Source organism: Pseudoalteromonas sp. R86517, from assembly GCF_042466295.1.
Taxonomy (GTDB): Bacteria; Pseudomonadota; Gammaproteobacteria; order Enterobacterales; family Alteromonadaceae; genus Pseudoalteromonas; species Pseudoalteromonas atlantica.
The window spans coordinates 1,594,989-1,615,844 of record NZ_JAXHCB010000001.1; the positions used below are offsets into that span (position 1 = coordinate 1,594,989).

Annotated in this window: 20 protein-coding genes; 4 read left to right on the plus strand and 16 right to left on the minus strand. The window is 40.4% G+C overall.

The genetic code is table 11. The annotated features are described in order from the left end of the window. Positions 1–34: 34 nt before the first annotated feature. From SJY38_RS07170 to thrS, 10 genes are all read right to left on the minus strand, one after another. Complete coding sequence (locus tag SJY38_RS07170; RefSeq protein WP_121637422.1) at positions 35–859, minus strand: LytTR family DNA-binding domain-containing protein; 825 nt, start codon at positions 857–859, stop codon at positions 35–37. Continuing rightward, positions 856–1,929 (minus strand): sensor histidine kinase, encoded by a 1,074-nt coding sequence (locus SJY38_RS07175; protein WP_024034075.1) that lies wholly within the window; start codon positions 1,927–1,929, stop codon positions 856–858. Before SJY38_RS07175 ends, SJY38_RS07170 begins: the two co-directional genes overlap by 4 nt. A gap of 229 nt (positions 1,930–2,158) precedes the next feature. Next, on the minus strand, positions 2,159–3,715 hold the full coding sequence (locus tag SJY38_RS07180) for a SulP family inorganic anion transporter (RefSeq protein ID WP_004587844.1): 1,557 nt from the start codon (positions 3,713–3,715) through the stop codon (positions 2,159–2,161). 129 nt (positions 3,716–3,844) lie between these two features. Further along, positions 3,845–4,303: an Lrp/AsnC family transcriptional regulator gene (locus SJY38_RS07185; RefSeq protein ID WP_002960703.1), complete on the minus strand. Its 459-nt coding sequence runs from the start codon at positions 4,301–4,303 to the stop codon at positions 3,845–3,847. A 90-nt stretch (positions 4,304–4,393) separates the two neighbouring features. Beyond that, a complete protein-coding gene (locus SJY38_RS07190; protein ID WP_248451456.1) occupies positions 4,394–5,035 on the minus strand; it encodes an MBL fold metallo-hydrolase in 642 nt (213 codons plus the stop codon). Between the two features lies 1 nt (position 5,036). After that, entirely contained in the window at positions 5,037–6,854 is a 1,818-nt protein-coding gene (locus tag SJY38_RS07195) for a M14 family metallopeptidase (protein ID WP_377109491.1), read from the minus strand. A gap of 422 nt (positions 6,855–7,276) precedes the next feature. After that, positions 7,277–7,639: a 50S ribosomal protein L20 gene (gene rplT / locus SJY38_RS07200; RefSeq protein ID WP_004587841.1), complete on the minus strand. Its 363-nt coding sequence runs from the start codon at positions 7,637–7,639 to the stop codon at positions 7,277–7,279. A gap of 15 nt (positions 7,640–7,654) precedes the next feature. After that, positions 7,655–7,855 (minus strand): 50S ribosomal protein L35, encoded by a 201-nt coding sequence (rpmI, locus tag SJY38_RS07205; RefSeq protein ID WP_004587840.1) that lies wholly within the window; start codon positions 7,853–7,855, stop codon positions 7,655–7,657. A 211-nt stretch (positions 7,856–8,066) separates the two neighbouring features. Beyond that, positions 8,067–8,627 (minus strand): translation initiation factor IF-3, encoded by a 561-nt coding sequence (gene infC / locus SJY38_RS07210; protein WP_024034072.1) that lies wholly within the window; start codon positions 8,625–8,627, stop codon positions 8,067–8,069. A gap of 59 nt (positions 8,628–8,686) precedes the next feature. Further along, positions 8,687–10,597: a threonine--tRNA ligase gene (gene thrS, locus SJY38_RS07215; protein WP_377109492.1), complete on the minus strand. Its 1,911-nt coding sequence runs from the start codon at positions 10,595–10,597 to the stop codon at positions 8,687–8,689. Positions 10,598–10,980: 383 nt separating this feature from the next. On the opposite strand from thrS, the gene SJY38_RS07220 reads away from it, so the two are divergent. Together SJY38_RS07220 and SJY38_RS07225 are read left to right on the plus strand one after the other, a co-directional pair. Then, on the plus strand, positions 10,981–11,427 hold the full coding sequence (locus tag SJY38_RS07220; protein WP_004587837.1) for a DUF3010 family protein: 447 nt from the start codon (positions 10,981–10,983) through the stop codon (positions 11,425–11,427). 304 nt (positions 11,428–11,731) lie between these two features. Further along, the gene (locus SJY38_RS07225; protein ID WP_377109493.1) at positions 11,732–13,465 is read left to right on the plus strand and encodes an AMP-binding protein; all 1,734 of its coding nucleotides are present in this window, start codon (positions 11,732–11,734) and stop codon (positions 13,463–13,465) included. A gap of 62 nt (positions 13,466–13,527) precedes the next feature. On the opposite strand, the gene SJY38_RS07230 is transcribed toward SJY38_RS07225, so the two are convergent. From SJY38_RS07230 to SJY38_RS07250, 5 genes are all read right to left on the minus strand, one after another. Then, positions 13,528–13,992, minus strand: a complete 465-nt coding sequence (locus SJY38_RS07230; RefSeq protein ID WP_054982440.1) for a DUF1456 family protein — start codon at positions 13,990–13,992, stop codon at positions 13,528–13,530. 113 nt (positions 13,993–14,105) lie between these two features. Beyond that, the gene (locus tag SJY38_RS07235) at positions 14,106–15,350 is read right to left on the minus strand and encodes a lipoprotein-releasing ABC transporter permease subunit (protein ID WP_024034069.1); all 1,245 of its coding nucleotides are present in this window, start codon (positions 15,348–15,350) and stop codon (positions 14,106–14,108) included. Then, entirely contained in the window at positions 15,340–16,038 is a 699-nt protein-coding gene (lolD, locus tag SJY38_RS07240; RefSeq protein ID WP_377109494.1) for a lipoprotein-releasing ABC transporter ATP-binding protein LolD, read from the minus strand. The genes SJY38_RS07235 and lolD overlap by 11 nt, the downstream gene beginning before the upstream one ends. Beyond that, entirely contained in the window at positions 16,031–17,248 is a 1,218-nt protein-coding gene (locus SJY38_RS07245) for a lipoprotein-releasing ABC transporter permease subunit (RefSeq protein WP_377109495.1), read from the minus strand. The genes lolD and SJY38_RS07245 overlap by 8 nt, the downstream gene beginning before the upstream one ends. A 125-nt stretch (positions 17,249–17,373) precedes the next feature. Next, on the minus strand, positions 17,374–18,243 hold the full coding sequence (locus SJY38_RS07250; RefSeq protein WP_064385636.1) for a LysR family transcriptional regulator: 870 nt from the start codon (positions 18,241–18,243) through the stop codon (positions 17,374–17,376). A 131-nt stretch (positions 18,244–18,374) separates the two neighbouring features. Here SJY38_RS07250 and SJY38_RS07255 point away from each other — a divergent pair, with 131 nt between their 5' ends. After that, on the plus strand, positions 18,375–19,496 hold the full coding sequence (locus SJY38_RS07255; RefSeq protein WP_004587830.1) for an S-(hydroxymethyl)glutathione dehydrogenase/class III alcohol dehydrogenase: 1,122 nt from the start codon (positions 18,375–18,377) through the stop codon (positions 19,494–19,496). A 68-nt stretch (positions 19,497–19,564) separates the two neighbouring features. After that, the gene (fghA, locus tag SJY38_RS07260; protein ID WP_273605923.1) at positions 19,565–20,407 is read left to right on the plus strand and encodes an S-formylglutathione hydrolase; all 843 of its coding nucleotides are present in this window, start codon (positions 19,565–19,567) and stop codon (positions 20,405–20,407) included. Here the strand turns inward: fghA and SJY38_RS07265 are convergent. Beyond that, a complete protein-coding gene (locus SJY38_RS07265; protein ID WP_004587828.1) occupies positions 20,361–20,735 on the minus strand; it encodes a hypothetical protein in 375 nt (124 codons plus the stop codon). The two genes, fghA and SJY38_RS07265, sit on opposite strands and share 47 nt — an antisense overlap. Between the last annotated feature and the right edge of the window lie 121 nt (positions 20,736–20,856).

The following is a 20,856-nucleotide window of genomic DNA, read 5'->3' on the forward strand; positions in this document are numbered from 1 at the left end:
AAGCTCGCATTTTTTGTGCCTGTAAAATATCAAACTAGCTGGCTAGCGCTGCTTTTACTTTATCGCGGTAGCTTCGGCTTACTTTAAGCTCTTGTCCGTTTTCAAGCACTAATAAATACTCACCGCTTACTTGTGTAACCAGCTTGCTTATTTGTTTTGTATTTACAATTGCACTGCGATGAACGCGCACAAACAAATGTGGGTCGAGCTCTTGCTCAAGCTCTTTCATTGTTTTGCGCAAAATATGTGTTTGCCCATCTTGGCAATGTAAACACATATAATCGCCGGCGGCATCAACCCACTGAATTGTCGCAACCGGGACACGAATAATTTCACCCTGCTCTTTTACCGCCAGTGATTCTGGGTAACGTTTGTCGGTTAGGGTATCGCCTGTGGCTAATTTTTTAAGTATTTCTTCACAGTTATTACCTGTAATACCGGCAACAAAACTCGCTAGTTTTTTCTTATGGGCGTTGTCTTGCTGTGTTTTTAAGTAACTATGCACTTTTTCTACCGCCTGTTTTAGTCTGTTATCGTCAACGGGTTTTAAAATGTAATCCAAAGCATGTATTTCAAATGCCTTTACTGCAAATTGATCAAATGCAGTAACAAACACAATCGCGGGTAACGCTTTAGTGCTTTCGCTTAAGGCACGGGCAACTTCAAAGCCATTCATTCCTGGCATTTGTATATCTAAAAAAACTAAGTCTATAGGGTGCTCTTTACATGCTTCTATTGCTTCAGAGCCTGAACTACACAGTTTAATTACTTCTATATCAGTATATTCTTCAAGTCTTACTGCTAAGCCCTTTCTTGCTAATGGTTCATCATCAACAATGATGGTTTTAATTTTAGTCATTTCTTCACAGCCTTCTCAAACGGTACTCGCAGATTAACTTTCAATCCACTTGGCGTATTATGTGATAATACAAACGAATAATTATTTTCATAGAGCGTTTTTAATCTGTCTTTGGTATTTGCCACCCCTACCCCTTGTGCATTTACAAGTTGTCCGTCTATTAGTTCGGTACCGGGGCCATTATCACCTACTTCAAGTAGTAGCTCGTTGGCAAAAACCTGTGCTTTTATGTCTATCACACCGCCTTGTGACATATGCGCAATGGCGTATTTAATTGCGTTCTCAATTATCGGTTGCAGAATTAAGCTTGGCACAAGTGCCTCTTTTGCTTGCTCGCTTACATCTACATTTACTTTTAAGCGCTCATCAAATCTAACCCGCTCTATTTCTAAATACAGCATTAATGCGTGTAGCTCTTGCTCTAAAGGCACTTTTTTAATGGGATCGGTATTTAGTGTATAACGCAAAAAGTCGCTTAACCTTGCCACCATTAAGTTAGCATCTTTGTTTTCTTTTACCAAAACTAATGTAGAAATAGCATTAAGCGTATTAAATAAAAAATGCGGGTTAAGTTGATATCTGAGCATTTTTAATTGCGCTTCATGGGCCATTGTAGTTGCTTTAAGCGCTTTTTGTCGCTCACTTTGTAATAGCTGGTAATACTTTATGCCAAAGTATAAGCCACTCCAACATAAAATTATGTAAACAGAGTCTAAGCCATGCTGTAAATAGTAAAACCAATCTTCTGGGCGATAACCATGGCGGTATATTTCCCATAAATTAAATTTTTGTACAATTGCCCACAATGTACCTGTAATGTACGAGGCACCAAATACAACCACCATTAATATCCAAGGCGATGCATTCCAGGTTTTTCTATAAATATAACGAAGTGGGACTGTCATTAAACAGCCCGCATAGGCATTTAATAATATAACGAACACGTAAATATCACGCATTTCAAATACTTTAGAGCCGATATAATTTACAAGCGCATAACCAATCCAGCCTGCAATTTGCAATAGCCAAAAAAAGCGTTGCCTGTTATCAACTAAAGATTGCCAATTCAAAATAAAATACAACTCCGTATAAGTTAGCCAATAAGTTAAAATTACGTTAGCTAATTTAACCACTGGTTTGGTTATTATATCGATTATTACAAAGTGTTAGCAGTACCAACTGTCTTAATTTTTAAGAGCCTTACCGCAAAGTTACGCCAATAAAAAAGCGAAAGGCTTTAACCTTTCGCTTTTAAAATGCCGATTCAATCAGCTCGTATGGGCAAAGCCACCTTATAAACTAGGCAAGTTTATCTGACGCCACTTTATAAGTTGGGTCTTCAATTACGTTTACCTCAACTAAGTCACGCGCTTTGTGTAACAGCTGCTTACAATCTTTACTTAAATGACGTAAGTGAAGCTGTTTACCTGCTTTAGTGTACTTATCTGCTAAGCTGTCGATGGCTTCTATGGCACTGTGATCCGCAACACGGCTGTGTTCAAATTCGATAATTACATCTTTAGGGTCGTTTTTAACATCGAATAACTCAGAAAAGTTTTTAACTGAGCCAAAAAATAGCGGGCCGTGAAGCTCGTAAACTTTAGCACCTTGCTCATCAATGTAATTAGTTGTGTAGATATGTTTTGCATGATTCCAAGCAAATACCAAGGCAGAAACAATAACACCAACACACACGGCAATTGCTAAATCGGTTACTACGGTTACGCCAGATACCAATACAATTACAAAGGCATCAGACAGTGGTACACGCTTCATCATTTTAAAGCTTGCCCATTCAAACGTACCAAGTACAACCATAAACATAACACCTACAAGCGCAGCCAGTGGGATCATTTCAATTAAACTTGAAGCAAATATAATAAATGCAAGCAGCATTAGTGCAGCACTTATACCCGACAAGCGCGAGCGCCCGCCCGAATTAATGTTGATCATTGATTGCCCAATCATGGCACAGCCACCCATTGCGCCAAAAAAACCACAGGTTACATTAGCAGCACCTTGGCCAATACACTCTTTATTCGAGTGACCACGGGTTTCTGTAATTTCATCAATCAAGCTAAGCGTTAATAACGACTCAATTAAACCAATAGCCGCTAAAATTAATGCATACGGAAAAATTATATAAAAAGTTTCCAGGGTAAATGGAACCATAGGGATGTGAAATTCAGGTAAGCCGCCAGCAATGGTAGCCGCTTCATTACCTGTCATCCCTTTTAGGAAATCAAGTACAGTGCGCGAGTCTAAATCAAGGCCTATTACTAACGCGGTTACCGTTACAATAGCCACTAAAGAAGAAGGCACTGCAGTGGTGAGCTTAGGTAAAAAGTGAATGATAGCCATGGTTAATGCAACTAAACCTAACATGATGTAAAGCGGGTTACCCGTCATCCATTGCTGGCCACCTGCGCCATCTGGCACTTTAAACTGCCCTAGTTGCGCTAAAAATATTACTATCGCTAATCCATTAACAAAGCCGAGCATAACAGGATGGGGGACCATGCGAATAAACTTACCGAGCTTAAATATCCCCGCGAGTATTTGCAGTATCCCCATCAGCAACACCGTGGCAAATAAATACTCAACACCGTGATCAAGTACCAAACTTACCATTACAACAGCTAATGCACCGGTTGCGCCCGAAATCATACCAGGGCGGCCACCAAAAATAGCCGTAATTAAACCAACGATAAACGCGGCGTAGAGACCAACTAAAGGTTCGACATTTGCTACAAAAGCAAACGCAACAGCTTCTGGAACTAAAGCAAGTGCTACAGTTAAGCCAGATAAAATATCGTTTTTAGCAGAGCTAGGCGCTTTGCTGAGTAAGTTAAACATTGAGTTCCTCAGGGGGTTATTAGGTTAGGATCGAAAAAGCGCTAAATGTTACCAAATTAGCGCTCATTTAACAATTCCCACACACCGTTATTAGCTTTCTTAGTATAGCTTAACTTTGTGTCGTTTATTTTATAGAGGAAGAGATGTACTGCGTTTTACACATGTCATGGTTACGTTAGAGTGTACCTCTTGAACGTATTCTAAGCTGAGTAAATTGTCACGTACAAAGTGCTCATAGCCTTCTATACCTTGTGAGATTATACGCAGCATAAAGTCCATGGTGCCGGCCATTGTGTAACATTCAGTCACTTCGTCATAGCTCATAATTAGCTTTTCAAATTCAGCTAAGTTTTTCTTGCCATGATTTGATAAGCGCACATGTGCGTATACAAGCATGTCAAAACCAAGCTTTTTCTCATCTAAAAGCGCAACTTTACTTTTGATATAGCCATCTTGTTCAAGCTTTGCAATGCGTCGCCAACAAGGTGATTGAGATAAGCCTACTTTGTCTGCAATTTCAGCAGTTGAAAGACTTGCGTCCTGTTGTAAAAGTGCCAAAATTTGGCGATCTACGTGATTTAGAGACATTTTATTTCTTATTTATCTAATAAACTGGTTAAATTATACAGCCAATTTAAAATTCCGTCTGCAATAATTTTGCATTTCCATGGATTTTAATTAACCAAATTGGCCACTTACAAATGGATTAGTGCGTTTTTCGTGGCCTACAGTGGTATCTTCACCATGGCCAGCTAAAATACGCGTGTTGTCATCAAGTGTTAAAATATGGCTTTTAATAGACTCAATGAGCTGCTCAGTATTGCCTTTAGGGAAATCTGTACGCCCTACAGCACCTTTAAAAATAACATCACCAACAATAACGCATTGCTGATTAGGCTCATAAAACACAATATGACCAGGTGTGTGCCCAGGGCAATGCTTAACACTAAAGCTAAGTTTACCAAGCGTTAATACATCATTATGATTAAGCCAAATGTCAGGGTAAAAAGCATCAATAGCTGAAAAACCAAACATTTGTGCTTGCATAGGCAGGTTATCAAACCAAAATGACTCATCTTTTTGCGGGCCAATAACTTGCACATTGTAGTGTGAGCGTAATTCATCGGCCGCACCTACGTGGTCTAAATGCCCGTGTGTAAGCCAAATAGCGCTCAGTACTAATTTGTGCTCACTAAGCGTGGCTATAATTTTTTGTGTATCACCACCTGGGTCTATCACCACAGCTTGCTTTGTTTCTGTACAGCTAATAATTCTGCAATTTTGAGAAAAAGCAGTCACGGGTATCGTAATAACGTGCATATTAAATTTCTTTATCTTTTTGATCGGGAATAACGGCTACTTGCTCATACGACATTAAAATTGGGTATTTCAAATACGCTTCGTCATAAAATGGCGTGTGTGAATATAACCAGTGCAAACGTGCATTGGCATCTTGCGCAAATGCTTTATCTTGAAGTTTTTTATCAAACTCGAGAGCAAGTTTTGGGTTGTCTTTAAGCATTTTCCTTGCGTAAGGGATTAACGCGTAGTTTTCCATGTACTCTGTTCGTTGAAAAATTGTATTAAACTCACCCCACGCAAAAAATGAATCAGGAGCCTCTGGGTGTAATAAATGAACCGCTAACTCCCCTGCTTTTTGCTGCGTATTTACTTGATACCATCCGTCTAAATCAACATTTATTGCTGGTACATAATCAAAACTTGCAGAGACTCTAAAGCGCCCTTCAAATGGGGCTTTATCGAACGAGTAATCAAGTACTTTGGCAAGCTTTAAAGGTTGCGTATTCGCGCCTTTAAGTTTGTTTACTGACACCCCATGTAACTTAAGCTTTTCTATTATATCGCTATACACAGGCGGAACAAAAAACGCTTCTGGCACATCAACAACTCGCTCAACCTCTTTCTGCCAATAAATCGGTAAATCAGTATAGGTATAGGCTTTACCTAAATATTTAACCTCAGTTTGCCCCGAAAGCGCACTTGCACTTGATGTGTATTCTACCCCTTTAAACTCACTGATTGTGTCTGCTTGTTTAGCATAACCTCGTTTAACAATTAGTTTCTCAGGCACAAATTCTTGCTCTTTTTTAACGGCGTTCGAAAGCTCATGACTGTATTGAGAAAGCGCGTTTATTGCCCCATCTAAAAATACATAGGTGCCTAATACGCGTTGTTGATAAGGTTTTAAAGAATGGTTTTCGACTAAAATTGTTGGTAATGATTTTAAATCCCCCCACCCGTTTGAAAAACGCGGTGTAGCCACCCAACCTGCAAGGCCTTTTTTAAAGTCGCGTTTATCCATAACAAATACCAATGGCCCAGGTATATGCCCTTGCTTTTGTAATGTTTCGTCAATAACCGGCTTTATATACTGATCTAATGCATCAGATATAGCAGGCGATTCGCTTGCAAATACAGGGTTATAACCATAGGTCACATCGTACTGATAATCGGCGCCATCGGTAACATGCACATCAATGTATAAGTTTGGGTTGTAATCATTAATAACGTTTAAAACACTTCTCACCTCTGGTGTATCTAACTTAGTGAAATCGCGATTAAGGTTTAGATTATTTGCATTGGTTCTAAAGCCCATTTTTTCAGGGCCGCGCTGATTTATGCGATTAAATGCGCTGCTGCGTTCATGCCCATCTACGTTTAAAATAGGAATAAAAAGTATGTTTACCTTTTTTAAAATGTCACGGCGCTTACCGGTTGCAATATCGCGCAGCAACATAAACATGGCATCTTTACCATCTATCTCACCTGCATGAATACCGGCTTGGATAAAAACGGTTGGCTTAGTGCTGTTGGCCATTTGCCCCGCTTCAAAAAAACCTTGTTCACTGGCAACCACCATTTTAATAGCGCGATTACTATTACTGTAGCCTATTATTTGAGACTGAAACTGCGTGGGATTTGCCGCTACAAGCCTATCTACAAACGCCATAGTATCGGCATAGTTTGGCGAGGCTTTGCCCTGTGATAACTCAAAATCAGTGGTTAACGGGCCTTGCTGCTGTAATAACGAAACGCTATCACCTTGCCAAGGAATAAGAGGCGGTAAATGACTGTTATCTGCCACAATTGCAGATAAAAATAACAGGCTTGCAAACATAGTTTTCTCTAACAAACGCTTTAATAAAATAAATTATACCAAGTAAACATAGCGATATTATAAAAGTGCGGTGATTCAACAAAAAAGAAAGCCCGTTTATACCCATGGACTTAATAAAGTGATTATTAAAGTAGTTAATTTTAAGGCTGGGGAAAAGTGTCAATAGCTTAGCAAGCAATTCGTTGTTTATACCAATCCGCTTAATTAAGTTATCTATTTACAGAATTGATAAACGTGTTGATAGCTAGGAAAAACTTCGCTATTTAGTTGTTCTAAACGAGAGTTTTTTAACGCAGATAGCGACACATTTAGCCATCAAAATAATAAAGTATCATTGCGGGGGGATATTATTCAGTGAGTCTTAAATTACAGGCACAAAAAAAGGAGCCTAGGGCTCCTCTTTATTACTTATTTAAAAAAGCTTAAGCTGCCGCTAGGCCTTCTTTTGCTTTTTCAACAAGCGCTGCAAATGCAACTTGGTCGTAAACAGCGATATCTGCAAGGATCTTACGATCGATTTCAACAGAAGTCTTTTTAAGACCATTGATAAAACGGCTGTAAGACAGACCATTTTGACGTGAAGCTGCATTGATACGTGCAATCCATAATTGACGGAAAGTACGTTTCTTAGCACGACGGTCACGGTAAGCGTATTGACCCGCTTTAGTAACTGCCTGGAAAGCTACGCGGTAAACACGTGAACGTGCTCCGTAGTAACCTTTAGCTTGCTTTAAAACTTTTTTGTGACGTGCACGTGCGACAACGCCGCGTTTAACTCTTGCCATTTCTAAAAACCCCTATTAAGCGAATGGTAACATACGTGAAACTAGACCATGGTCATTTTTATGAACCATCATCTTAGGACGTAGGTGTAACTTACGCTTAGAAGTTTTCTTAGTCAGAATGTGACGAAGATGCGCTTGTTTACGCTTGAAACCGCCAGAAGCAGTTTTCTTGAAACGCTTAGCAGCGCCTCTGTGACTTTTTAGCTTATAAGCCATTGCAATAACTCCAAATGTATTGCTTAAAAATTAGTAAGCAGGCGTGAGATATATTTCTATAGCTCCACTTTTAGGCCTAACTTACTGCCATATTCCGGTGAAAACCCAGCAAAAATGCCGCAATTTTACTTTAAAACCGGTTAGCACAGGTGAATATTTGCATATTACTTGGGTACCTGAGCTAAATTCGGTGCGTATTATCGCTTAAAAATTATTTTTTAGCAACAGGCGCCATCATCATAACCATTTGGCGGCCTTCAACACGATTTGGGAAAGACTCAACTACTGCAAGTTCTTCTAAATCAGCCTTAACACGGTTTAATAATTCAATACCAATTTCTTGGTGAGCCATTTCGCGGCCACGGAAGCGGATAGTAATCTTAGCTTTATCGCCAGCTTCTAAGAACTTACGTAAGTTGCGCAGCTTAACCTGATAGTCACCTTCATCCGTGCCAGGACGGAATTTGATTTCTTTAATCTGGATTTGCTTTTGCTTCTTCTTCTGCTCTTTTAGTTCTTTGCTTTTTTCAAAGATGAACTTACCGTAGTCCATAACCTTACAAACAGGCGGCTCAGCGTTTGGGCTAATCTCTACAAGATCAACACCCGCTGCATCAGCCATAGCTTGTGCGTCTTTTAATGACTGAATTCCAGCTTGTTCGCCTTCGATGTCGATTAAACGAACTTCTTGAGCTGTAATTTCTTCGTTAATACGATTTTTTTGAGCTGTTTGTTGCCCTTTCTTGCCGCCTCTAATGGTACGTTCCTCCAAGAATATCAATAATATAAGCGTGTAGTTGGCTATTTGTGATTGCCCTACACGCTCGATCTTTACTGTCGATTTTTAATTTCTTCGCTAATTTTAGCTACAAAATCATCAACATTAAATTTGCCTAGGTCTTCACCTGTGCGGGTACGTACTGCTACTTCCTGTTGTTCAACTTCTTTATCGCCGACAACGAGTAAGTAAGGAATACGCTTAAGTGTATGTTCTCGGATTTTAAAGCCAATCTTCTCATTTCTCAAGTCAGCAGCGGCTCTAATTCCAAGTTTATTTAATTTTTGTACAATTTCGTGCACGTAATCTGCTTGTTTATCGGTAATGTTCATAATTACCACTTGCTTTGGAGCAAGCCACGTTGGGAATAAACCAGCGTATTCTTCAGTTAAAATACCGATAAAGCGCTCAATTGAGCCTAAAATAGCACGGTGTATCATAACTGGAGTGCGTCGTTCGTTGTTTTCTGCTACATAAGTAGCGCCTAAACGACCCGGTAATGCAAAGTCGAGTTGCACTGTACCACATTGCCACGCTCTGTCTAAACAATCGTACAAAGTAAATTCAATTTTAGGTCCGTAAAAGGCACCTTCACCTGGTAGGTAATCAAATTCAATGTCGTTTGCTTTAAGTGCATCGGCTAATGCAACCTCTGCTTTGTCCCAAATTTCATCGTCGCCGATGCGTTTTTCAGGACGCGTAGAAAGCTTAACTACAATTTTGTCAAAACCGAATGTCTCATATGTATCATAAACCATCTTAATACACGCTGAAACTTCGTCCATTACTTGCTCTTCTGTACAGAACACGTGAGCATCATCTTGTGTAAAGCCACGTACACGCATTAAGCCGTGTAAAGCGCCTGATGGTTCGTTACGGTGACAACAACCAAACTCAGCCATACGCAGTGGTAAATCACGGTACGATTTTAAACCTTGGTTAAAAATTTGCACGTGACCTGGGCAGTTCATTGGTTTTATAGCGTATTCGCGTTTTTCTGACTCTGTGGTAAACATGGCGTCTGAGTATTTTTCCCAGTGACCTGATTTTTCCCACAAAGAGCGGTCCATCATCATTGGACCTTTAACTTCTTCGTAGCTGTACTCACGCAGTTTTTCACGAACAAATTCTTCAAGCTCGCGGTAAATGCTCCAACCATCGTTGTGCCAAAATACCATGCCTGGCGCTTCTTCTTGCCAGTGCCATAAATCAAGCGCTTTACCAATACGGCGGTGATCGCGTTTTTCAGCCTCTTCTAAGCGTTTAAGGTACGCTTTAAGTTGCTTTTTATCGCCCCACGCTGTGCCGTAAATACGCTGTAGCATTTTGTTTTCAGAGTCGCCACGCCAGTAAGCACCAGCTACTTTCATTATTTTGAAGTTTTGGCAGAATTTCATGTTTGGTACGTGCGGACCACGACACATGTCTACGTATTCTTCGTGGTGGTATAATCCTGGGCGATCATCTTTTGCGATGTTTTCGTCCAAAATTTCCATTTTGTATGTTTCGCGACGCGCTTCAAACGTATCGCGTGCTTCTTGCCAGCTTACATTTTTTTTCACTACGTCGTAGTTTGTTTTTGCAAGTTGCAACATACGCTTTTCAATGGCGTCTAAGTCTTCTTGAGACAAAGAGTGTTCCATATCAATATCGTAGTAAAAACCGTTATCAATAGTTGGACCAATAGCCATTTTAGCGTCTGGGAAAAGCTGCTTAACTGCGTGACCGATTAAGTGAGCACACGAGTGGCGAATAATCTCTAGGCCATCGTCATCTTTTGCGGTGATGATCTCAAGGCGCGAATCTTCGTTGATCATATCGCACGCATCAACACGCTCGCCATTAACGCGACCAGCAATGGTTGCTTTAGCAAGACCAGGACCAATATCGTTAGCTACATCAAGAGTACTTACAGGGTTTTCAAAACTACGCTGACTGCCGTCAGGAAGAGTAATAACTGGCATTATAAATCCTTACATACAGTGGTGACACCTACAATGTATCACGTGTATTTTTAAATAAATTAAATGAGAATGACTCGACAACGCTTTTACGAATAAGCATTGACTATTTTTCGCCATAAATGACTAATGTAGATGCTGAGTCTGCTCAACTACAAAAAAGATATTGTCGCGTGATAGAGTATCAATTACAAGTTTAAAGCGCGCTCATTACTTGAAATTTTACCTAAAATTGTCATTTTTTTGTTTTTCGTTCGCTAATTTAAATTAAGCATGTGACAACTTGAGTTTATTGATTATTAAAATGCACCTGCACCGCCTTGCTCTCGCAATTTATTAGATGTTGAGTATAATACCAAGCAATTAAGTTATATTAGAGAACAGCAATGAGAACATGTGGTGTAGAAATTACCGGTAGTGATGTACTACTTTGTATTTTAAGTAAAGATAACGACGTATTTGATATTCGCGATGTGCGCCAAACACGCTTTACCTTAGGTAACGGTAACGACACTGAAATAATGCGTAAATTTCAATTTGATTTTGCAAAACTAATGCAAGATTACCAAATTGATTCTGTTGCCATTCGTGAGCGCCAACCTAAAGGTAAATTTGCAGGCAGTGCAAAGGGCTTTAAAATGGAAACAGCGATTCAATTAATTGAAGAGTTAGACGTTCGCGTGTTCTCAACGACCGAAATTAAAGAGCAGCTTAAACGCAACCCTATACCTATTGCGTTTGAAGACACAGGCCTTAAAAAGTACCAAGAAAACGCTTTTGTTAATGCCTATGTATACATTATGAAAAAAACCTACCGCAGTGACGAGCTATAAGTCACAAAGCGATTAAAATAAACTATAAAAACGCCATTTAGTGGCGTTTTTTTATGCCTTTATTAAAGTTAGTTTTTATTGCCCATCTGTAAAACGTTTCATTTAACTTTTCTTTATGCTTAGTACATTAGTCTAACCACCCTTTCTTTGTCGACATTTTGTGTTTATTTTAACTACAACCTAAAACAATTCGCTTAACTATTTTTTATTTTGCTACACAGCTATTCGTGGCTAAGTAAATGAATACTGACTTATCAGCACGGATTGATATAAGTAACTGACACACATTAATACGGAGAAGCACATGCACACACCATCGCGCTCGGTAAAAGAAGTAGAACAAATAAACACACTACCGCTCACAAAAAGCTATTTTAAAGGTGCGCAAAGCACGCCGCTAACGGATAAAACAATTGGCGAGTACTTTGATTTTATTGTCGACAAACACCCTGATTCGCTCGCTGTCGTTGTTAGCCATCAAAATGTACGCTTAACGTATAAAGCATTTCAAAATAAAGTTAATCAACTCGCTATGGGGCTACTAGCAATAGGCGTTAAACCAGGAGATAGAGTAGGAATATGGTCACCTAATAACATTGAGTGGTGTTTAACCCAATTTGCGAGCGCCAAAATAGGTGCCATTATGGTCTGCATTAACCCTGCCTACAGGCCAAACGAGTTAGCCTATGCTTTGAACTCGGTAGAATGCAGCACGTTAATTACCGCGTCACATTTTAAAGGCAGCAATTATATAGATATGCTTAACAGCTTGGCGCCTGAACTTACCCAATGTGAACCCGGTGAGCTAAATGCACATGCCCTACCTAGCCTTAAAAATGTAATACGCATTGGCAATGAAAAAAGCCCTGGTATGTTTACGTTTGCTGATGTGATGAAGTTTTCCACCCCAGCCCACAAGCTTGAATTAAATGCGATTGCAGCAAATTTAAACGCGGATCAAGACATAAATATACAGTTTACCTCTGGCACCACGGGCAACCCTAAAGGCGCTACACTCACCCATAAAAACATACTAAATAATGCGCTATTTGTTGCAGAGGCTATGCATTTTACAGCGCAAGATAAGCTGTGCATACCTGTGCCTCTGTATCATTGTTTTGCGATGGTGCTTGGCAGCCTGTTATGTGTAAGTAAAGGCGCCGCAGCTATATACCCAAGCGATGCGTTTGATGCAAAAACCACGCTTGATGTTGTCCAGCAAGAGGGCTGTACCGCGCTGCATGGTGTGCCGACTATGTTTATTAGCCAACTAGAGCTGCCTAATTTTACCAATTATAACCTCAGCACTTTACGCACTGGTGTAATGGCGGGCTCAACGTGCCCTGAGCAAGTCATGCGTAAAGTCCAAACACAAATGAACATGCATCAAGTATTAATTGCGTATGGGCAAACTGAGTGCAGCCCAATCAACAATATAACCGAAACCGACTCATCAATAGAGCGCCAAGTAACAACCGTTGGCCGAGCCCTTGCTCACACTGAAGTTAAAATTATTGACGAACTGGGTAACATTCAAAAAATAGGTGTACCTGGTGAGGTCTGCAGTAAGGGCGCCGGTATAATGCGCTGCTATTGGAATGACGAAGAAAAAACAAAAGCCACTATAGATGACGAAGGCTGGTTACACTCTGGTGATTTAGGGGTAATGGACAGCGAAGGGTTTGTGAGTATTGTTGGCCGCATTAAAGACATGATCATTCGAGGTGGCGAAAACATATACCCACGCGAAATTGAAGAGGTTCTTTACACTTACCCAGGTATTCAAGATGCCGCTATATTTGGTATTAGTGATGAGAAGTACGGCGAAGAAGTGTGTGCGTGGATCCAGCCAAAAGAAGATGCAGTACTTGATGAGCAAGCAATACGTGCATTTTTAAAAGACAAACTCGCCTATTTTAAAATGCCCCGTTATATTCGCTTTGTAGAGAGTTACCCAATGACAGTAACAGGCAAACTGCAAAAGTTTAAAATGCGAGAGCAAATGCAGCAATCACTTACTGATAAGGCCTTTTCTTAACCGCAAACATTAATTACAAAAAAGCTCAGCAATTGCTGAGCTTTTAGCGTTAAATAATTTACTTACTCTGCAGGGCGATACTGCTGCTGAACACCTGTTAAAAACAAGCGCAAAACCTGGTCGTTACACACACGGTAATGTTTATTTTCTACTTTGCGAGAAAACGCACTGAGCTCATGTTTACTTAATTCAAAGTCAACCTGTGCAAGTGTTGCTATTACATCTTCTGCTTTCATGTTTAAAGCAATACGTAGCTTCATAAAAATAATATTATTATTTAACTTAGCCTCTGGCACAGGCTGTGGGCCTTCGCGCTTGCCACGCTTTGTATTAATAAAGCCATTTAAAAACGTAGCAAACTCAGTGTCTGACATTTTAACAAACCCTTGCTCACCCTCTTTTGTTAACCATGCAACGACTTGCTCAGTGGTAACTGTAGCCTCTGCGGCGGCAAAAATACCGACCATGGCAGTATCGGTTAAATTAAAGGTATAGCGAACACGGCGTAAAATATCGTTATTTGTCAAAGTAATTTCCTGAGTAGAGAGCGAGGCTAAATTACAGCGCCCACGTTAAATGAGCGCGCAGTTTAGCAGCTTAAGGCACGCTGCCCTATTGATATTTACACTATAAAGAGTTGTTAATTACCCAGCACCTTGGCAGGGTCGACTCGAGTTGCTTGCCACGCCGGGTAAATAGTAGCAAGTACAGCTAAAACAAAGGTAACAATAACTGTTATTCCAATATCACTGAGTACTAATTTACTGGGTAAAAACTCAATAAAATAAACACCTTCAAGCGGATTAGCTGCAAATAACTGGCTAACCCATGTAAACAGCTCACTAATGTTAAGCGCTAATATAACCCCAACTAGTGTGCCAAGTAACACGCCAACAAAGGCTTGCGTTAAACCTTGCATGACAAAGGTAGCTAAAATAGTACTGTCTTTAGCGCCCATGGTTTTTAAAATAGCTATGTTGCCTTGTTTTTCGCGCACTTCCATTACAAGCGACGATACAATGTTAAAACTAGCTACCGCTATAATTAAAAACACCACAATGTACACAATTGTGCGTACCATTTGAATATCTTGATACAGGCTACCTTGCGTTCTAAACCAGCTAGAGACATACACATAATCACTAATAGTTTGCCCTACTCGCAGTGCAATTTGATGTGCAGCAAACACATCATCTACGCTCAAACGTAAACCTGTCACTTGGCTGGCGTCGTAACCTAAAACTGACTGTGCTTTATTTAAGTGAATAAATGCAGCGCTACTGTCAATTGGCCCACCCATTTCTATAATGCCCGCAAGTGTTAACGTTACGCGTTTAGGGGCTAATAGAGACTTGCCTTGCTCGCTAATTTTAGGAATGAGTAAAGTAATGTTATCGCCTATATTAGCGCCTAATTGCTTTACAATTTGCTTGCCTAAAATAACGTCATCCGTGCGCAGCTGACTAACCAGTGTGCCTTTGGTAAATTGATTTATGGCCGATACATTCCCTTCATAGCTAGGTTCAACGCCGCGTATTTCTACCGCTTTAAGCTGGCTTTTAAATTGCGCCATACCATTTACTGCTATAAATGGCGCAGCACCTGTAACATGAGGCTCTGCTTTAAGTTTTTCTACTTTGTTAGGCCAATCAGCAATGGGGCGGCTAGGCGCTACGTATTCAACTTGCGGTACCACACTTAATAAACGATGCACTAATTGCTGCTCAAAGCCATTAATAACCGAAAGCGCAACAATTAACACCGCCACCCCTAATAAAATACCAACGGTAGAGGCTTTGGCAATAAAGCTTACAAATGCGTTTTTTTCGTCTTTATGGCCAGAATACGCTCTAAAGCGTTCACTTAAAAATAAACTAAGCAACATGGTGCGACTCTTTAATGGCAAGTTTCCCATCATCTAAATACGCAATTTTTCCTAGTTTGTCTGCAAGCTCTAAGTCGTGAGTAACCACCACAAAACTAGTATTTAAGCTTTTATTTAGCTCATTAATTAAATCGTAAATTTTAATCGCGTTTTGCTTATCAAGGTTACCGGTAGGTTCGTCGGCTAACACTAATGCGGGTTTAGTCACCAGCGCTCGAGCAATAGCAACACGCTGGCGCTCTCCACCAGAGAGTGCCGAAGGTTTATGCTCACTGCGATGCGCTAGGCCTACTTTATCTAGCATTTGCAAGGCTTGCTCTTTTGCCTCTTTTGCGTTGAGCCCTTTAATTAGCAGCGGCATAGCCACGTTTTCAACCGCACTAAATTCCATTAATAAATGGTGAAACTGATAAATAAAGCCCAAGTTTTTATTTCTAAACGCCGCTTGCTCTGTTCGCGATAATTTAGCAACGTCTTGATTTTTTATTTTAGCGCTACCCGATGTAGCCGTATCAAGGGTTCCTAAAATATGCAATAAGGTACTTTTCCCTGAGCCTGAGCTGCCTACTATAGCCAGCATATCCCCTTGGTTAAGAGATAAGTCCACCCCTTTTAATACTTCTACTTTGTTTTGGCCATCTTGATAAACTTTACTTAAGTTTTGACAGCTAATAACTAAATCATTCATAACGCAATACCTCTGCTGGTTTTACTTTTGCGGCTTTGCGCGCAGGATATAAAGTGGCTAAAAAGCTCATTGCAATACTGCTAAGCGCAATAATAACGAGGCTTAACACATCAAATTTTACCGGAAGCTCTACACCTGCAAGTAGGTTTAGCCCCACAGCAGCGAGTAGTTCATTAATATATAAGCTAAACAATACACCTAAAAGTGCCCCTATCGCGGTGCCAATAACCCCGTTATACAAGCCTTGCACCATAAACACTTTTTGTACTTGTGAAGGCGTTAAACCTAAGGTTTGTAATATAGCCACTTCGCCTTGTTTTTCACTCACCATCATAGTCAGTGCCGAAACAATATTAAATACAGCCACTAATACAATCAGCCCTAACAACATAGACATAATACGTTTTTCCATGGCAACCGCGGCAAATAAAGTACCTTGGCTACTGCGCCAGTCACTTACTTGGTAATCGCGTAAAATGCGCTGGCTGTCCGTTGTAAATTGCGCTAATTCAAAGGGTTCATGTAACGACACACTTAAGTTAGGCGCGGTATTTTTGCTAAGCTTTAATACCCGCTGTAAAGAAGCACCGCTGGTAAATGCAAGGCTCATATCTATCTCTGAGCCGGTTTCGTATATTGCGGCTATTTTAAATAAACGCTGACTAGGTATGCGCCCAAGTGGCGTGTAAGTAGAGGCATTAGGCATAATTACGCGCAGTTTTTCTCCCATACCAACGCCAAGTTTTCGGCTTAAGTAACGGCTAATAGCTATGTTGTAGCTATTATTTAAAACGTTTTGCCAATTGCCCTGCACAACTTTATCAGTAATTTTATATAGCGATCCGTTATCGCCATACAAGCCTTGCAGTAATACGCCGTGTAAATCTTTATTGGTTTGCAAAATGGCTTCGCCGTGGCGGTAAAGGCTTACGTGATCTACATAATCTGAGCGCTCTAAATCGGCTTTTAACGCTGTCATTTGTTCGCTGGTGTGTTTATTGGCTTGTACTTCTACGTGGGGAATGAGCCCTAACATATTTGTTTTTAAACTGTTTTCAAAGCCATTCATTACACTGCTTACAGTGAACAAGGCCATTAGCCCTATGGCTATTCCGGCAATAGAAAAAAACGAGATAAACGATATAAACGCATTTCCTTTGGAGGAGCGGCTATATCTGAGCCCTATAAATAAGCTAACCGGTTGAAACATATTATTTAAAACATTTATGCTAAAAGTGTGCGGCTATAGTAGCACGAACTAAGATGAATTGAATATGACCATAAATGTAAGAAATAATTTATAAATCTTATACTTGGCTATATTTTAAACGCGCTTTATTCAAGCCCAGTCACTAAATAATCAAGTAATACTCTTACGTTAGTGGCAACAAACTGACGCGGTGGGTAAATTCCCCACACGCCTTCTTGATCCGGCTGATAAGAAGTTAATACTGGCACAAGCTCGCCCGTTCGTAGCTCATTTTCAATGTAATAATTAGGCAGCTGCACTATTCCTAGGCCTTTTTTTGCACCATCAACTAATGCCCAACCACTATTACAGCGCAAGCGCCCCGCAATTTTAATATGTTTATCGCGGCCATTTTCGTTTACTCGCCAGTAACTGCTGTTACCAATTAAACATTGATGTTGGTTTAGCTCGCCTAGGGTATGGGGCTCACCTACTCGGGATAAATAATCTGGGGAGGCACACATTATAAAGCGCCTAGCACTTAAACGCCGTGCTCTGTGGCTTGAATCTTTTAAATGCCCTAACCGAATGGCTAAATCAAACCCGCCTTCGAGTAAATTTTCTTGCTCGTTAGAAAGCGTAGCAATTACTTCGACCTCAGGATGAGCGTGCATAAAATTGTGCACAATGGGCATAATAAAAGTTTCACCATACATAACTGGTGCTGTTAATTTAATTTTACCTTTAGGCGTTGTTTGCTGCGTTGCTAAGCTTTGCGTGGCATCGTCCATAGCATGTTGTAATTGCTTAGTTTGATGTAAAAAGGCTTCACCTTCTTTGGTTAATACCACTTTGCGGGTGGTACGGGTGAGTAACTGGGTATTTAAACGCTGCTCCAGCGCCGTTACATGGCGACTTATATGAGCAACCGACAACCCAAGTACATTAGCCGCTGCTGTAAAACTACCCTCTTCACCCACTGCTATAAATTCGTCTATGCCATCCCAACGAGCCATTATTACCATACTGTAAAAGTGTTTTAATAAATCGGAGATTATCATTATTTGAGAAACAAATACAATAGAGCCATCACCCAAACAAATTGGGTCTACAACTGTTATTTAAAACCACTACAAAGGATAAACACATGTCTGAATTTATAAAATCAAAAGCAGCTATTGCGTGGGGTCCAAACCAACCATTAAGCGTTGAAGAAGTTGATGTGATGATGCCTAAAAAAGGCGAAGTAATGGTAAAAATTACCGCTACTGGTGTTTGTCACACTGATGCATTTACTTTATCAGGTGAAGATCCTGAAGGTATTTTCCCAGCAATTTTAGGCCACGAAGGTGCAGGCGTTGTGTATGCAGTGGGCGAAGGCGTAACCAGTGTTGAAGTAGGCGATCACGTAATTCCACTTTACACCGCTGAATGTGGCGTATGTAAAATGTGTACTTCAGGCAAAACTAACCTGTGTTCAGCAGTGCGCGAAACACAAGGTAAAGGCCTAATGCCAGATGGCACTACACGCTTTTTTAAAGACGGCCAACCAATTTATCACTACATGGGTACGTCTACTTTTTCTGAGTACACAGTACTTCCAGAAATTTCACTCGCAAAAGTAAACAAAGAAGCATCGCTTGAAGAAATTTGTTTATTAGGCTGTGGCGTAACCACAGGTATGGGCGCGGTAACAAACACTGCAAACGTAAAACCTGGCGATACCGTGGCTATTTTTGGCTTAGGTGGCATTGGTTTATCGGCTATTATTGGTGCAAAAATGGCAGGCGCGGGTCGCATTATTGGTGTTGATATTAATACCAGCAAATTTGACCTTGCAACAAAACTTGGCGCAACAGATTTAGTAAACCCTAAAGACTTCGACAAGCCTATCCAAGAAGTGATTGTTGATATGACCGATGGCGGTGTTGATTACTCGTTTGAGTGTATTGGTAACGTTGATGTAATGCGCTCAGCACTTGAGTGTTGTCATAAAGGTTGGGGTGAGTCGGTAATTATTGGTGTAGCCGGTGCTGGCCAAGAAATTTCAACCCGTCCTTTCCAACTAGTAACAGGGCGTGTATGGCGTGGTAGCGCATTTGGTGGCGTTAAAGGCCGTTCACAATTACCTGAAATAGTTGAGCGTTACATGGCAGGCGAATTTGCTCTTAACGACTTTATTACGCATACCATGAGCCTTGAAGAAATTAACGATGCGTTTGATTTAATGCACGAAGGTAAAAGTATTCGTACAGTAATTCACTACTAATACGTTATTGGTAACCTATGTATTAAAAAGCCGTAATACTTAATTGTTTGCGGCTTTTAAGGATTTTTATGTTAGAAAATATCTCAAGTACAAAAGTAGCAGGTGGTTGGCACAAACAATATACCCACACTGCAACAAGTACCCATTGCACAATGCGTTTTGCGGTATTTTTACCCCCTGGCGCAAGCGAAACAAACAAAGTGCCGGTACTTTATTGGCTATCGGGTTTAACCTGTACAGACGAAAACTTTATGCAAAAAGCCGGCGCATTTAAAAAAGCGGCTGAGCTGGGTATTGCAATTGTAGCGCCTGATACAAGCCCACGTGGTGATAATGTCTCTGATGATGACAGCTACGACTTTGGCCAAGGCGCAGGCTTCTACGTAAACGCAACACAAGCACCGTTCAATACACATTTTAATATGTATGACTATGTAGTTGATGAACTACCTATGCTTATTGAGCAACACTTCCCAGTAACCAGTACTAAAGCAATTAGCGGTCACTCTATGGGCGGGCACGGCGCTTTAATGGTGGCACTTAAAAACCCTAAAGCGTTTGTTAGCGCTTCGGCCTTTAGCCCTATTGTTAATCCAATTGACTGCCCATGGGGCGTGAAAGCATTTACGGGTTACTTAGGTACTGACAAAGAGCTTTGGGCTCAATACGATTCGTGCGAGTTGATGAAAAAAGCGCAGCAAGCTGATTTTCTCCCTATGCTTGTTACACAAGGCGATGCCGATGGGTTTTTAGAGGAGCAACTTAAGCCACAAAATTTAGCGGCTGTTGCTAAAAATAAAGGTTACCCGCTTAGTATTGAAATGCAAGCTGGCTACGATCATAGTTACTTTTTTATAAGCAGCTTTATTGACCAACACTTATCATTTCATAATCAGTTTTTAACTGTGTAATCTCATTAGTGTGTAGATCAGATTTATCTACTTCTACACACTCTTTCAATACTTTACTCACTTGCCTACACACTTGTACCGTATTGCCCTCACCTTTTACTAAATTGATCAGCAATGAATCTATTTTTAACCCTATATCGGTAAAACTAAACCCATTTTTGTCTTTCGGTACAGGTTCGAGTGGATTTTTATAAGGATCTGAACGAGCAGGGCTATTACTATATTTATTGGCGCGTGCATTTGACTGTGCCTGCCCATCAATTATAACACCAGCGACTGTACAGCCACTTAGGTAAATAACACATAAACATAAAGTTAGCGCTCTCATGGCTCATCCTGATCAAAAATATTACCTAAATTATAAACATCTTTAAAAATAGTATTGTAAAAATATGTATACCTATTCTATATACTTAATTTTGAACGGCGTGAGCGTACAATTTAATACA

What these genes read in the sequence shown, in the direction of transcription:
- SJY38_RS07195 (WP_377109491.1), bottom strand. Translation starts at nt 6,854, where the DNA reads ATGTTTGCAAGCCTGTTATTTTTATCTGCAATTGTGGCAGATAACAGT.
- fghA (WP_273605923.1), top strand. Translation starts at nt 19,565, where the DNA reads ATGTTAGAAAATATCTCAAGTACAAAAGTAGCAGGTGGTTGGCACAAA.
- SJY38_RS07225 (WP_377109493.1), top strand. Translation starts at nt 11,732, where the DNA reads ATGCACACACCATCGCGCTCGGTAAAAGAAGTAGAACAAATAAACACA.
- SJY38_RS07265 (WP_004587828.1), bottom strand. Translation starts at nt 20,735, where the DNA reads ATGAGAGCGCTAACTTTATGTTTATGTGTTATTTACCTAAGTGGCTGT.
- SJY38_RS07190 (WP_248451456.1), bottom strand. Translation starts at nt 5,035, where the DNA reads ATGCACGTTATTACGATACCCGTGACTGCTTTTTCTCAAAATTGCAGA.
- thrS (WP_377109492.1), bottom strand. Translation starts at nt 10,597, where the DNA reads ATGCCAGTTATTACTCTTCCTGACGGCAGTCAGCGTAGTTTTGAAAAC.
- rpmI (WP_004587840.1), bottom strand. Translation starts at nt 7,855, where the DNA reads ATGGCTTATAAGCTAAAAAGTCACAGAGGCGCTGCTAAGCGTTTCAAG.
- SJY38_RS07220 (WP_004587837.1), top strand. Translation starts at nt 10,981, where the DNA reads ATGAGAACATGTGGTGTAGAAATTACCGGTAGTGATGTACTACTTTGT.
- SJY38_RS07180 (WP_004587844.1), bottom strand. Translation starts at nt 3,715, where the DNA reads ATGTTTAACTTACTCAGCAAAGCGCCTAGCTCTGCTAAAAACGATATT.
- SJY38_RS07235 (WP_024034069.1), bottom strand. Translation starts at nt 15,350, where the DNA reads ATGTTGCTTAGTTTATTTTTAAGTGAACGCTTTAGAGCGTATTCTGGC.
- lolD (WP_377109494.1), bottom strand. Translation starts at nt 16,038, where the DNA reads ATGAATGATTTAGTTATTAGCTGTCAAAACTTAAGTAAAGTTTATCAA.
- SJY38_RS07245 (WP_377109495.1), bottom strand. Translation starts at nt 17,248, where the DNA reads ATGTTTCAACCGGTTAGCTTATTTATAGGGCTCAGATATAGCCGCTCC.
- rplT (WP_004587841.1), bottom strand. Translation starts at nt 7,639, where the DNA reads ATGGCAAGAGTTAAACGCGGCGTTGTCGCACGTGCACGTCACAAAAAA.
- SJY38_RS07185 (WP_002960703.1), bottom strand. Translation starts at nt 4,303, where the DNA reads ATGTCTCTAAATCACGTAGATCGCCAAATTTTGGCACTTTTACAACAG.
- SJY38_RS07250 (WP_064385636.1), bottom strand. Translation starts at nt 18,243, where the DNA reads ATGGCTCGTTGGGATGGCATAGACGAATTTATAGCAGTGGGTGAAGAG.
- SJY38_RS07170 (WP_121637422.1), bottom strand. Translation starts at nt 859, where the DNA reads ATGACTAAAATTAAAACCATCATTGTTGATGATGAACCATTAGCAAGA.
- SJY38_RS07255 (WP_004587830.1), top strand. Translation starts at nt 18,375, where the DNA reads ATGTCTGAATTTATAAAATCAAAAGCAGCTATTGCGTGGGGTCCAAAC.